13 protein-coding genes and 1 riboswitch are annotated in these 12,187 nt (G+C 73.3%); of the genes, 6 read left to right on the plus strand and 7 right to left on the minus strand.

Going from position 1 to position 12,187, the window contains the following annotated elements:
- Positions 1-63: 63 nt before the first annotated feature.
- Complete coding sequence (gene metF / locus IE98_RS0101780; protein WP_030262877.1) at positions 64-978, minus strand: methylenetetrahydrofolate reductase [NAD(P)H]; 915 nt, start codon at positions 976-978, stop codon at positions 64-66.
- Positions 979-1,145: 167 nt separating this feature from the next.
- Here metF and IE98_RS0101785 point away from each other — a divergent pair, with 167 nt between their 5' ends.
- Positions 1,146-2,270 carry a polyprenyl synthetase family protein gene (locus tag IE98_RS0101785; RefSeq protein ID WP_043173196.1) on the plus strand — a complete coding sequence of 375 codons (1,125 nt, stop codon included), beginning with the start codon at positions 1,146-1,148 and terminating at the stop codon, positions 2,268-2,270.
- A 159-nt stretch (positions 2,271-2,429) separates the two neighbouring features.
- Here IE98_RS0101785 and thiE read toward each other — a convergent pair whose 3' ends face one another.
- From thiE to IE98_RS0101800, 3 genes are all read right to left on the minus strand, one after another.
- Positions 2,430-3,074 carry a thiamine phosphate synthase gene (gene thiE / locus IE98_RS0101790; RefSeq protein WP_030262883.1) on the minus strand — a complete coding sequence of 215 codons (645 nt, stop codon included), beginning with the start codon at positions 3,072-3,074 and terminating at the stop codon, positions 2,430-2,432.
- The gene (locus IE98_RS0101795) at positions 3,074-3,439 is read right to left on the minus strand and encodes an Rv2175c family DNA-binding protein (protein ID WP_030262885.1); all 366 of its coding nucleotides are present in this window, start codon (positions 3,437-3,439) and stop codon (positions 3,074-3,076) included. Before IE98_RS0101795 ends, thiE begins: the two co-directional genes overlap by 1 nt.
- Positions 3,440-3,556: 117 nt before the next feature.
- The gene (locus IE98_RS0101800) at positions 3,557-4,759 is read right to left on the minus strand and encodes an NAD(P)/FAD-dependent oxidoreductase (RefSeq protein WP_030262886.1); all 1,203 of its coding nucleotides are present in this window, start codon (positions 4,757-4,759) and stop codon (positions 3,557-3,559) included.
- Positions 4,760-4,827: 68 nt separating this feature from the next.
- A riboswitch (TPP riboswitch) is annotated at positions 4,828-4,940 on the plus strand.
- Here IE98_RS0101800 and thiO point away from each other — a divergent pair.
- The 4 genes from thiO to pknB all read left to right on the plus strand — a co-directional run bounded on the left by thiO (position 4,935) and on the right by pknB (position 8,970).
- On the plus strand, positions 4,935-6,089 hold the full coding sequence (gene thiO, locus IE98_RS0101805; RefSeq protein WP_030262887.1) for a glycine oxidase ThiO: 1,155 nt from the start codon (positions 4,935-4,937) through the stop codon (positions 6,087-6,089). It overlaps the preceding riboswitch by 6 nt.
- Complete coding sequence (thiS, locus tag IE98_RS0101810; protein WP_030262890.1) at positions 6,083-6,307, plus strand: sulfur carrier protein ThiS; 225 nt, start codon at positions 6,083-6,085, stop codon at positions 6,305-6,307. Before thiO ends, thiS begins: the two co-directional genes overlap by 7 nt.
- Positions 6,308-6,309: 2 nt before the next feature.
- Complete coding sequence (locus IE98_RS0101815) at positions 6,310-7,107, plus strand: thiazole synthase (RefSeq protein WP_030262892.1); 798 nt, start codon at positions 6,310-6,312, stop codon at positions 7,105-7,107.
- A gap of 114 nt (positions 7,108-7,221) precedes the next feature.
- Positions 7,222-8,970 carry a Stk1 family PASTA domain-containing Ser/Thr kinase gene (pknB, locus tag IE98_RS0101820; RefSeq protein WP_052389996.1) on the plus strand — a complete coding sequence of 583 codons (1,749 nt, stop codon included), beginning with the start codon at positions 7,222-7,224 and terminating at the stop codon, positions 8,968-8,970.
- A gap of 27 nt (positions 8,971-8,997) precedes the next feature.
- On the opposite strand, the gene IE98_RS0101825 is transcribed toward pknB, so the two are convergent.
- The gene (locus tag IE98_RS0101825) at positions 8,998-9,627 is read right to left on the minus strand and encodes a sulfite oxidase-like oxidoreductase (protein ID WP_030262897.1); all 630 of its coding nucleotides are present in this window, start codon (positions 9,625-9,627) and stop codon (positions 8,998-9,000) included.
- A 189-nt stretch (positions 9,628-9,816) separates the two neighbouring features.
- Here IE98_RS0101825 and bfr point away from each other — a divergent pair, with 189 nt between their 5' ends.
- Positions 9,817-10,296, plus strand: coding sequence for a bacterioferritin (bfr, locus tag IE98_RS0101830; RefSeq protein ID WP_030262899.1), 480 nt, complete (start codon positions 9,817-9,819; stop codon positions 10,294-10,296).
- A 24-nt stretch (positions 10,297-10,320) separates the two neighbouring features.
- Here bfr and IE98_RS0101835 read toward each other — a convergent pair whose 3' ends face one another.
- Entirely contained in the window at positions 10,321-10,575 is a 255-nt protein-coding gene (locus tag IE98_RS0101835) for a (2Fe-2S)-binding protein (protein WP_030262902.1), read from the minus strand.
- 162 nt (positions 10,576-10,737) lie between these two features.
- Positions 10,738-12,087 (minus strand): class II 3-deoxy-7-phosphoheptulonate synthase, encoded by a 1,350-nt coding sequence (locus IE98_RS0101840; RefSeq protein WP_030262905.1) that lies wholly within the window; start codon positions 12,085-12,087, stop codon positions 10,738-10,740.
- Positions 12,088-12,187 lie beyond the last annotated feature (100 nt).

The raw sequence follows: 12,187 nt of genomic DNA on the forward strand, positions 1-12,187 counted from the left end.
CGCATGTGCGGGCGACTGTACAGGCTGCGGGCGAACACCACTGCATCCTCGACGGGACCGGTCTCAGCGCCGGTGGAGACCGAGATTCTGGTAGATCTCCAGGGTCGAGGTGGAGTGGTTGAGGGTGATGAAGTGCAGGCCCGGCGCGCCCTCCGCGAGCAGCCGCTCGGACATCGCGGTGGCGTGGTCGATGCCCACCGCCCGCACCGCGTCCGGGTCGTCGGCGACGGCCAGGAAGCGGTCCTTCAGCTCCTCCGGGAAGTCGGAGCCGGACAGCTGCGGGAAGCGCTCCAGCTGCCGGATGTTGGTGACCGGCATGATCTCCGGGATGATCGGCGTGGCGCAGCCCGCCGCCGCGACCCGGTCGCGCAGCCGCAGGTAGTCCTCGACCTCGAAGAACATCTGGGTGATCGCGTAGTCCGCGCCGGCCCGGCACTTGGCGACGAAGTGGCGGATGTCCTCGTCCCAGTTCTCCGAGCGGGGGTGCATCTGCGGGAAGGCGGCCACGCCGACGCAGAAGTCGCCGATCCCCTTGATCAGCTCGACCAGCTCGTAGGCGTAGGTGACGCCCTCCGGGTGCCGGACCCAGGCGCCCATCGGGTCGCCGGGCGGGTCGCCGCGCACCGCGAGCACGTTGCGCACGCCCTCGTCGGCGTACTGGCCGATGATGTTGCGCAGCTCGGCCACCGAGTGGTCGACGGCGGTCAGGTGGGCGACCGGGGTCAGGGTGGTCTCGGTCGCGATCCGGCCGACCATGTTGACCGTGCGGCTGCGCGAGGAGCCCCCGGCGCCGTAGGTCATGCAGACGAAGTTGGGGTCGAGCGCCTCGACCCGGCGGATCGCGTCCCAGAGGCGGCGCTCGCCGACCTCGTTGCGCGGCGGCATGAACTCGAACGAGAACGACCGGTCACCGGCCGCCAGCAGGTCCCGGACGGTCGGCGCGTGGTCGGTCCGGGTGGAGGGGATGCCGAGTGCCATGCTGGCAGGCTAGCGGTCAGGCGCGGAGGGTGACCAAACGTAGTCCACTGAATGAGACGTGCACGTGGGACACGGCGTGACCGGGGCCACCCGCGCGTCCGCGCCGACCGGCGCGGACGACCGATTCGGGCCCCGGACGACCGCCGGATAGGCTGATTGTCAGCCCAATGATCCGGAGTCCCACCGTGCCCTCCTCCACCAGCCTGCCAGCCAACCCGATCGACCGCGAGGCCGTGCGCGACCGCGTGAACGCCGCGCTCGCCGCCTTCATGGACGGCCGGAGCACCCTGCTCGCCGGCATCTCCCCCCAGCTCGGCCCGGTCTCCGAGGCACTGCGCGACTTCCTGCTCGACGGCGGCAAGCGGCTGCGGCCCGCCTTCTGCTACTGGGGCTGGCGCGGCGCCGGAGGCTCCGCCGACCACCCCGGCATCGCCGACGCGGCCGCCGCCCTCGAACTCCTCCAGGCCAGCGCCCTCGTCCACGACGACCTGATGGACCGCAGCGACACCCGCCGCGGGCTGCCCTCCGTCCACCGCCGCTTCGAGGGCATGCACCGCGAGCACGGCTGGCGCGGCGACCGCGAGCAGTACGGTGCCAGCGCCGCCGTCCTGCTCGGCGACCTGCTGCTGATCTGGTGCGACGAGCTCTTCCAGAGCTCCGGCCTGCCGGACGACGCGGTGCGCGCCGCCAAGCCCGTCTTCGACCTCATGCGCACCGAGGTCATGGTCGGGCAGTACCTGGACGTGCTCGAACCGGTGGCCGGGGACTCCGCCGACGCCGGGGCGCTCGACCGGGCGCAGACCGTCCTGCACTACAAGTCCGCGAAGTACACCATCGAGCGGCCGCTCCAGGTCGGTGCCCTGCTCGCCGGCGCCGGACCGGAACTCGTCGAGGCCTACGGCGCGTTCGGGCTGCCGCTGGGCGAGGCCTTCCAGCTCCGCGACGACCTGCTCGGCGTCTTCGGCGACCCGGCGGTCACCGGCAAGCCCGCCGGGGACGACCTCCGCGAGGGCAAGCGGACGCTGCTCGTCGCCCACGCGATGCGGGGGCTCTCCCCCGCGGACGCCCGGCACCTGGACGAGCGGCTCGGCGCGGCCGACCTGACGGCCGCGGAGATCCCCGTCCTGCGCGGGCTGGTGGAGCGCAGCGGCGCGGCCGACCGCGTGGAGCGGCGCATCGAGGAGCTCCTCGACCAGTCCCTCGCCGCCCTCGACGCCGCCCCCCTCGCCGACGGCCCCGCCCGCTCCACCCTGCTCGCCCTCGCCGAAGCCGCCACCATCCGCAAGCACTGACGAACGGCTTGAACGAGGGGATGCCCGCCAGGGGCGCTTGGGGGCACCTCCCGGCCGAAGGCTGGGGGAGAACTGCGCAATTCGGATGCGGCCGTCACAACGGTAAGGGCCGAGCCGGATTACGCAGTCTCCACGCGCCCCTGGCGGGCTTGCCCGGCCTCAGGCGTCGCGGATGCGGCGGGCCAGGGAGGCCGCGGCCGCGCCCGGGTCCTCGGCGGCGGTGATGGCCCGGACGACGACGATCCGCCGGGCCCCCGCGGCGAGGACCTCGTCGAGGTTGGTCCCGTCGATGCCGCCGATGGCGAACCACGGTCGGTCCGTGACGGCCTTCGCCGCGTAGGAGACCAGGCCGAGACCGGGCGCCGGCCGGCCGGGCTTGGTGGGGGTGGGCCAGACGGGGCCGGTGCAGAAGTAGTCGACGCCGGCCTCGGCGACCGCCGCGTCGACCTCGGCCTCGGCGTGGCAGGACCGCCCGATCAGGACGTCCTCGCCGAGGATCGCGCGGGCCGCCGGCACCGGCAGGTCGTCCTGCCCGAGGTGCAGCACCTGCGGGCCGGCTGCGTGCGCCACGTCCGCCCGGTCGTTGACCGCGAAGAGCTTGCCGTGGCGGCGGGCCGCGTCGGCGAAGACCTCCAGGTGTTCCAGCTCCTGGCGGGCCTCCAGGTTCTTGTCCCGGAGCTGGACGATGTCCACTCCGCCGGCCAGCACCGCGTCGAGGAACTCGGCCAGGTCGCCCTGCTCGCGGCGGGCGTCGGTGCACAGGTAGAGCCGGGCGTCGGCCAGCTGCTCGCGCGGGTCGGCCATCAGAGCGCCATCGCCTGGGCGCGGCGCTTGACCTCGGTGGCCCGGTTCTCGTGCAGGGCCTGGATGGGGCTGCCGGGCAGCGACGGGTCCTCGGTGAAGAGCCACTCGAGGATCTCCTCGTCGCTGAAGCCGGAGTCCCGCAGGACGGTCAGGGTGCCGATCAGGTGCTTGACCGGGCCCTCCGGCGTGATGAACGCGGCGGGCACCTGCAGCGACCTGTTCTCCCCGCGGCGGACCGCCAGCAGCGTGTTGGCCTTCACCATGTTGCGGACCTCGGTGACCTGCACACCCCACAGTTCGGAGATGTCGGGCAGGTACATCCAGGCCGGGACCAGGGCGTCAATCTTGGGATCGATCTCACTCACGGCACCAGACTGCCACCTGCCGGGCCCCGCGCGCACGCAGCCCGCCCCGCCCGCCCGGTACCGATGGCGGATCGTGACCGGACGACCGCCGGGCGCGACGCCCCGGGTGGCCGCGGCTCAGGCCGCGGCGGCCTTCAGCTGGACGGCCGGGTCGGCGGCACGGGCGCGGTCGAGCGGGGTGCCGCGCCCGATGAGCCGCTTCGCCTGGTTGAGGTCGCGGGGCCGGTCCACGGCGAGCAGCGCGACGGGGGCGCCGCCGCGCAGCCACAGCACCGACCAGGACGGCTCGTCGGGGCTGCCGCGCCACAGCAGTTCGTCGGCGTCGGCGTGCCGGCCGGCGTACTGGACCATGCGGCCGAACTGCTCGGACCAGAAGTACGGCACCGGGTCGTAGGGGGTGTCGGAGCCCAGCACCGAGGCGGCCGCGGCGGCGCCGGACTGCAGGGCGTGGTCCCAGTGCTGCACGGTGAGCCGGGTGCCGGCGCGGCGCGAGGGATACGAGGTGCAGTCGCCGGCCGCCCACACGCCGGGGGCGCCGGTGCGCAGCCGCTCGTCGACGAGGACGGCGCCGGCCGCGTCGAGGGCGACGCCGGAGCCGGCCAGCCAGCCGGTGGCGGGGCGGGCGCCGATGCCGACGACGACGTGGTCGGCGGCGATCCGGCTGCCGTCGGCGAGCAGCAGGCCGCCGGGTTCGACGGCGGCGACACCGGTGCCGCAGCGCAGGTCGACGCCGGCGTCCGCGTACCAGCGGGCCATCAGGACGCCGAGTTCCTCGGGCAGGGCGCCGGGCAGCGGGGCGGGGCCGGCCTCGACGACGGTGACGTGGCAGCCGAGCTGCCGGGCGACGGTGGCGGTCTCGGCGCCGATCCAGCCGGCGCCGACCAGGGCGAGCCGGGTGCCGGGGGTGAGGTCGGCGCGCAGCGCGAGGGCGTCGTCGAGGGTGCGCAGCAGGCGGGTGCCGGCGGCGGCGGGCAGGGTGAGGGCCTGCGCGCCGGTGGCGATCACCAGGGCGTCGTGGGCGAGCGGGCCGGCGTCGGTGTGCAGGACGCCGGGTTCGAGGCCGGTGGCGCGGCGGCCGAGCAGCAGCTCGACGCCGAGCTGCTCCCAGTCGATGTCGAAGGCGGTGGAGTCGCTGGTGCCGAGCAGGACGTCCTTGGAGAGCGGCGGCCGGTCGTACGGGCGGTGCGGCTCGTCGCCGACCAGCGCGACCGTCCCGCGGAAGCCGCCCTGCCGCAGGGCGAGGGCGCACTGCGCGCCGGCCATGCCGGTGCCGGCGATCAGGACGCGGTCCGTTCCGTTCAGCTCTGCCACGGCGGCCACCCTATCGGCCGGGGTGTCCAGCCCGTGTACGCCCTTTCGGGGTGGGCGACACCCGGCGTTATGGTGGGTGCACACCACACGGGAGCCCGGTGCACCGGGCTGAGAGGCGGGCTGGAGCGGCCCGCGACCGTCCGAACCTGATCCGGGTCATGCCGGCGAAGGGAGAATCAGCGACGTGGCACGGTCCCATTCAGACGTGCTGGTGGTCGGCGGCGGCATCATCGGGCTCGGCGTCGCCTGGCGGGCGGCGCAGCGCGGCCTGGCCGTGGCCCTGGTCGATCCGGTGCCCGGCGGCGGTGCCGCGCAGGTCGCCGCGGGCATGCTGGCGCCGGTGACGGAGCTGCAGTACGGCGAGGAGCCGCTGCTGCGCCTTGGCATGGCGTCGAACGAACGGTACGGGGAGTTCGCGGCCGAGCTGACCGAGGCGACGGGCCTGGACACCGGCTACCGGCGGACCGGCACGCTGGCGGTGGCGCTGGACGCGGACGACCGCGAGGAGCTGCGCGAGCTGCACGGTTTCCAGGCCCGGCTGGGTCTGGACTCGCAGTGGCTGACCGGCCGGGAGTGCCGCCGGCTGGAGCCGATGCTGGCGCCGGGGGTCCGCGGCGGTCTGCTGGTCTCCGGGGACCACCAGGTGGACGGGCGGCGCCTCGCCCGGGCGCTGGTGGTGGCCTGCGAGCGGGCCGGCGTGGTGCTGCACCGGGAGTCCGCGGTCGAGCTGCTGGTCGAGGACGGCCGGGCGGCCGGGGTGCGGACGGACGGCGGCGCCGAGCGCGCGGCCGGGCAGGTCGTGCTGGCGGCGGGCTGCCGCAGCCATCTGCTGCCGGGTCTGCCGGAGGGCGTGCTGCCCCCGGTGCGGCCGGTGAAGGGCCAGGTGCTGCGGCTGCAGGTGCCGGCGGCGTACCGGCCGTTCCTGTCGCGCAACGTGCGGGCCGTGGTCCGCGGGCAGCACATCTACCTGGTGCCGCGGGCGGACGGCGAGCTGGTGATCGGTGCGACCAGCGAGGAGCAGGGCTTCGACACCACGGTGACCGCCGGCGGGGTCTACGAACTGCTGCGGGACGCGCACGAGTTGGTACCGGGGCTGACCGAGCTCCCGCTGGTGGAGACCGGTGCCGGGCTGCGTCCCGGCTCGCCCGACAACGCGCCCCTGCTGGGGCCGACCCGGCTGCCCGGGCTGGTCGCCGCGACGGGCCACTACCGCAACGGCGTGCTGCTGACGCCGGTCACCTCCGACCTGCTCGGCGCGTACCTGGCGACCGGGAGCGTCCCGGAGCTCGCCGCCCCCTTCTCCCCCGACCGTTTCCACTCGAAGGCCCTCGCATGCTGAACACCGATCCGGTGCCCGTCCCCCTGACCGTCAACGGCGAGCCGCAGGAACTGCCTCCGGGCACCACGCTGGCCGAGGTGGTGGCCCGGGTGTCCGCCGCGAACACCGGTGTGGCCGCGGCGGTCAACGAGGCCGTGGTGCCGCGCGGCGCCTGGCCGGCCACGGTGCTCGGCGCGGGCGACCGGGTGGAGATCCTCACCGCCGTCCAGGGAGGCTGACGATGGCCGACGACCTGTTCACGATCGCGGGGACGACGTTCACCTCGCGCCTGATCATGGGCACCGGCGGCGCCCCCAGCCTGGACGTGCTGGAGCAGGCGCTGCAGGTGTCCGGCACCGAGCTGACCACGGTGGCGATGCGCCGGGTCGACGCCTCGACCCAGGGGTCGGTGCTGGACGTGCTGACCCGCAACGGGATCCGGGTGCTGCCCAACACGGCGGGCTGCTTCACCGCCGGCGAGGCCGTGCTGACGGCCCGTCTGGCCCGGGAGGCGCTCGGCACCGACTGGGTGAAGCTGGAGGTCATCGCGGACGAGCGGACGCTGCTGCCCGACCCGATCGAGCTGCTGGACGCCGCCGAGACCCTGGTCGACGACGGCTTCACGGTGCTGCCGTACACCAACGACGACCCGGTGCTGGCGCGGAAGCTGGAGGACGTCGGCTGCGCGGCGATCATGCCGCTGGGCTCGCCGATCGGCTCGGGCCTCGGCATCCGCAACCCGCACAACTTCCAGCTGATCGTGGAGGGCGCGGGCGTGCCGGTCGTGCTGGACGCGGGCGCGGGCACCGCCTCCGACGTGGCGCTGGCGATGGAGCTGGGCTGCTCGGCGGTGATGCTGGCCTCGGCGGTGACGCGGGCTCAGGACCCGGTGCTGATGGCGGACGCGATGAAGCGGGCCACCGAGGCCGGCCGGCTGGCGTACCGCGCGGGCCGCATCCCGCGGCGCTTCCACGCCGAGGCCTCCTCCCAGATGGCCGGCCGCGCCCACCTCGACACCCGCGAACACCCGGCGTTCTAGGAGGGCGCGCGCCCCGGCGCGCGACCGCATGTCTCAACATCGGCACAACCGCGCCGCACGCGGCGCCGTGCCGGGCCGGGGGTCACCCCTGCGCCCTACACTCCTCGGGTGGACATGACGCTCGACGACCCCCTGATCGGTGCCCTGCTCGACGGCCGGTACCGGGTTGATCGGCGCATCGCCGTCGGCGGCATGGCCACGGTGTACCGCGGGACGGACACCCGGCTGGACCGGGTCGTCGCGCTGAAGGTGATGCACCCCGCGCTGGCCGCCGACGGCGGCAACGAGTTCACCGGCCGGTTCATCCGCGAGGCGAAGGCCGTGGCGCGGCTGTCCCACCCGAACGTGGTGAACGTCTTCGACCAGGGCGCGGACGGCCGGGCGGTGTTCCTGGCGATGGAGTACGTGCCCGGGCGGACCCTGCGCGACCTGCTGCGCGACCGCGGGGCGCTGTCGGCGCGGGCCGCGCTGGACATCCTGGAGCCGGTGCTGGCGGCGCTGGGCGCGGCGCACCGGGCCGGCCTGGTGCACCGGGACGTCAAGCCGGAGAACGTGCTGATCACCGACGGCGGCATGGTGAAGGTCGCGGACTTCGGCCTGGTCCGGCTGCTGACCGGCACCGAGGGCGCGGGCGACGCCGTCACCAGCACCACCTCGACCGGCACGGTGCTCGGCACCGTCTCCTACCTCGCGCCGGAGCAGATCCGCCAGGACGGCCCGACCGACCAGCGGGTCGACGTGTACGCGGCCGGCATCCTGCTGTACGAGATGCTGACCGGCGCCAAGCCGCACACCGGCGAGAACGCCATGCAGGTGATCTACCGGCACCTGAACGAGGACGTCCCGGCGCCGTCGCTGGCCGCCCCGGGGGTGGGCCGCGAGCTGGACGCCATAGTGGCCGCCGCGACCGCCCGCGACCCGCAGGCCCGTCCGTGGGACGCGGTGGAGATGCTGGCCGCGCTGCAGCGGGCCCGCCGGGCGCTCACCCCGGCGCAGCTGGACGCCGAGCCGCCGGCCTCGACCCGGCCGACCCCGCAGTACCCGACCGGCGAGGTCACCGCGGTGGTCGACCGCCCGGTGGAGCGCACCAGCGTGCTGGACGTGCCGGCCGACCTGCTGACCCCGCCGCGGCCGTACGACGAGTCGCCGCCGGCCCGGCCGGCCCGTGCGCCGCGGCCACCGCGCTCGCGCGCGCCGCTGGTCTGGGGTGCGGTGATCGCGGCCGTGCTGCTGCTGGTCGGCGGGGCGACGTACCTGCTCTCGGACGGGCTGTACACCACGGTGCCGACGGTGCTCGGGCAGACCGAGGCGCAGGCGGTGGCGACGCTGGACGGGGCGGGGCTGCGCGGCACGTTCACCCAGCAGTTCAGCGAGACGGTCAAGGCCGGACAGGTGATCTCCACCGATCCCGGGGTGGGCGCCCGCGCCCGCAAGAGCGATCCGGTGAAGGTGCTGCTCTCGAAGGGCCCGGACCGGGTGGCGGTGCCGCCCGTGGAGGGTCTGTCGCTGGAGCAGGCCCGCAAGGCGCTCACCGATGCCAGGCTGGCCCCGGGGACGACCCGGGAGGAGTTCGACGACGACGTGCCCGAGGGCTCGGTGATCAGCGCGGACCCGGGACCCGGCACCTCGGTCAGCCCGAACACGCCGGTCGCGCTGGTGGTCAGCAAGGGCATGCGGCTGGTGCCGAACGTGCTCGGCATGAGCAAGGACGACGCGACCCGGGCGCTCACCGACGCCGGCTTCAAGGTGCAGGTCAACGGCCTGAACCTGTTCGGGACCGGCAAGGTCTCCGCGCAGCTGCCCAAGGCCGACACCCCGCGTGCCCAGGGCAGCACCGTGGTGATCAGCTTCGGGCTGTTCTAGCCGGTCGCCCGCGGGTCGTCGCGGCCGTCAGCGCAGCGGACCGTCCCCGGGCTCCTCCTGGTAGGAGTAGCGCTGCTCGGCCCACGGGTCGGCGAGGTTGTGGTAGCCGCGCTCCTCCCAGAAGCCGCGGCGGTCGGCGCGCATGTACTCGACCGCGCGGACCCACTTGGGCCCCTTCCAGGCGTACAGGTGCGGCACCACGAGGCGGACGGGGAAGCCGTGCTCGACGGTGAGCGGCTCGCCGTTGCGGTGGGTGGCGAAGACCGTCCGCGGGTCGGTGAAGTCGGCGACCCGCAGGTTGGCGCTGTAGCCGTACTCGGCCCAGACCATGACGTGGGTGACGCCGGGGGCCGGCGGCACCAGGTCGAGGACGGTCTTGGCGGCGACGCCGCCCCACTCGTTGCCGAGCATCGAGAAGCGGGTGACGCAGTGCAGGTCGCCGCGGACGGTCACCCGCGGCAGTGCGTGGAAGCCCTCGAAGTCCCAGCGGTGCTTCTCGGCGGAGGCGGTCGCCCCGAACACCTGGAAGTCCCAGCTCTGCGGCTTGAAGCGGGGCACCGGTCCGTAGTGCAGCACCGGCCAGCCGCGCTGGAGGCGCTGGCCGGGAGGGAGCCGCGGGTCGGACGGCTGCGGCGGTTCCGGTTCGTGCTGACCCATGCCTCCATGGTCGCAGACGGCGGGCGGTCCACGGTGCGCGCCCCTCGCGCACGCCCCCTCCATCGAACCCGCACATCGGAAAATCGGACATTGCACATAAATGGGGGTAAGTGTGAACTTACTGGAAACCATGCCCGTTCCAGTGCCACCATGCGGGCAAGCGACGGACGGCAATCAGGAAGGCACGCCATGCAGGGCGACCCCGAGGTCATCGAGTTCCTCAACGAGCAGCTCACCGCCGAGCTCACCGCCATCAACCAGTACTTCCTGCACGCCAAGATGCAGGAGAACAACGGCTGGACGAAGCTCGCCGCGTACACCCGGCACGAGTCCTTCGACGAGATGAAGCACGCGGAGACGCTGACCGACCGGATCCTCTTCCTGGACGGCCTGCCCAACTACCAGCGACTGTTCCACGTCCGGATCGGCCAGACGGTCAAGGAGATGTTCGAGGCCGACCGGCAGGTCGAGGTCGAGGCCATCGACCGGCTGCGCCGCGGCATCGTCGTCATGCGGGCCAAGAACGACGTCACCTCGGCCAACATCTTCGAGGCGATCCTCGCCGACGAGGAGCACCACATCGACTACCTGGACACCCAGCTCGAACTGCTGGAGAAGCTCGGCGAGCCGCTCTACCTCGCGCAGCTCATCGAGCAGCCGGAGAGCTGAGGCCCCACCGCCGCGGGCGGGCCGCTAGGCGGCTTCGAGACCGCGCTCGGGCAGGGTCTCAGCCACGGGATCGGCCAGCCCGAGCTTCGCGGCCAGCCTGGCCGTCGGGCACGGGCGGGCACCGTGCTCCCCGAGCAGCGCCTGGATCCGGCGGACACAGGAACCGCAGTCGGTGCCGGCCTTGCAGCCCTTGGCTATCTGCCGCGGGGTGACGGCGCCGCCGTCGATCTCCCGCTTGACCTGGGCCTCGGTGACCGCATGGCACATGCACACGTACATCGGCGGCTCTCCCGGGGCTGGTGTTCCTTGATCGGCAAGGCTGGCCTTACCTCGCTAAGCCTTACCTTACCCAAGGTACCCGCAAAGCGAAGCCCCTCCGCCCCCGGAGACCGGGAAAGCGGAGGGGCCTTTGTCACATTGCGATCATCACGGCCGCCGGACTCACTGGCTGCGGTACATCTCCGCGACCAGGAAGGCCAGGTCGAGCGACTGGCTGCGGTTGAGCCGCGGGTCGCAGGCCGTCTCGTAGCGCTGGTGGAGGTCGTCGACGAGGACCTCGTCGCCGCCGCCCACGCACTCGGTGACGTCGTCACCGGTGAGCTCGACGTGGATGCCGCCCGGGTGGGTGCCGAGCGCGCGGTGCACCTCGAAGAAGCCCTTGACCTCGTCGAGCACGTCGTCGAAGCGGCGGGTCTTGTGGCCGGTCTCGGCCTCGAAGGTGTTGCCGTGCATCGGGTCGCAGATCCAGACCGGCTGGGCACCGGAGGCGGTGACCTTCTCGACCAGGGCGGGCAGGTGCTCGCGGATCTTGCCCGCACCCATCCGGGTGATGAAGGTCAGCCGGCCCGGCTCGCGGTCCGGGTCGAGCCGGTCGATCAGGGTGAGCGCCTCGTCGACCGAGGTGGTCGGGCCGAGCTTCACGCCGATCGGGTTGCGGATCTTCGAGGCGAACTCGATGTGCGCGTGGTCCAGCTGACGGGTGCGCTCGCCGATCCAGACCATGTGGCCCGAGACGTCGTACAGGTCGCCGGTCCGCGAGTCGGTGCGGGTCAGCGCCGTCTCGTAGTCCAGGATCAGCGCCTCGTGCGAGGAGTAGAACTCGACCGTCCGGAACTCCTCCGGGGCCACCCCGCAGGCGTTCATGAAGGCCAGCGCGTTGTCGATCTCCCGGGCGAGCTGCTCGTACCGCTGGCCGGAGGGCGAGTTGCGCACGAAGTCCTGGTTCCAGGCGTGCACCTGGCGCAGGTCGGCGTAGCCGCCGGTGGTGAAGGCGCGCACCAGGTTGAGCGTCGCAGCGGACGCGTTGTACATCCGCTTGAGGCGCTCCGGGTCCGGGATGCGCGACTCGGGGGTGAAGTCGAAACCGTTCACGGAGTCGCCGCGGTAGACCGGCAGGGTGACGCCGTCCCGGGTCTCGGTCGACTTCGAGCGCGGCTTGGAGTACTGGCCGGCGATGCGCCCGACCTTGACCACCGGCACCGAGGCGGCGTACGTGAGCACGGCCGCCATCTGCAGCAGGGTCTTCAGCTTGTTGCGGATCTGCTCGGCGGACACGCCGTCGAACGCCTCGGCGCAGTCACCCCCCTGCAGCAGGAAGGCCTCCCCGCGTGCGACGGCACCGAGCCGGGCACGCAGCTGGTCGCACTCGCCGGCGAAGACGAGCGGCGGATACGAGGCGAGGTCCGCAAGGGTCTTGCGCAGTGCCTCGTGGTCCGGCCATTCGGGCTGCTGCGCCGCGGGAAGGGACTGCCAGGAGAAGGCAGCCCCGTTTGTCTCAGTTGTCACGGTCACGAAGCAAGGCTACGGGGTGTGACAACCGAATTGTGCCCGCCGCCCGATGGGTGAGACGGGTGATGGACATTTCGGTGAGCGACTTCACACGGCCGGGGCA

This window comes from Streptomyces sp. NRRL B-24484 (assembly GCF_000717715.1).
Lineage (GTDB): Bacteria > Actinomycetota > Actinomycetes > Streptomycetales > Streptomycetaceae > Kitasatospora.

Coding starts and splice junctions, on each gene's coding strand:
- metF (WP_030262877.1), bottom strand. CDS start 978: ATGGCACTCGGCATCCCCTCCACCCGGACCGACCACGCGCCGACCGTC.
- IE98_RS0101785 (WP_043173196.1), top strand. CDS start 1,146: ATGATCCGGAGTCCCACCGTGCCCTCCTCCACCAGCCTGCCAGCCAAC.
- thiE (WP_030262883.1), bottom strand. CDS start 3,074: ATGGCCGACCCGCGCGAGCAGCTGGCCGACGCCCGGCTCTACCTGTGC.
- thiS (WP_030262890.1), top strand. CDS start 6,083: ATGCTGAACACCGATCCGGTGCCCGTCCCCCTGACCGTCAACGGCGAG.
- IE98_RS0101815 (WP_030262892.1), top strand. CDS start 6,310: ATGGCCGACGACCTGTTCACGATCGCGGGGACGACGTTCACCTCGCGC.
- pknB (WP_052389996.1), top strand. CDS start 7,222: ATGACGCTCGACGACCCCCTGATCGGTGCCCTGCTCGACGGCCGGTAC.
- IE98_RS0101825 (WP_030262897.1), bottom strand. CDS start 9,627: ATGGGTCAGCACGAACCGGAACCGCCGCAGCCGTCCGACCCGCGGCTC.
- bfr (WP_030262899.1), top strand. CDS start 9,817: ATGCAGGGCGACCCCGAGGTCATCGAGTTCCTCAACGAGCAGCTCACC.
- IE98_RS0101835 (WP_030262902.1), bottom strand. CDS start 10,575: ATGTACGTGTGCATGTGCCATGCGGTCACCGAGGCCCAGGTCAAGCGG.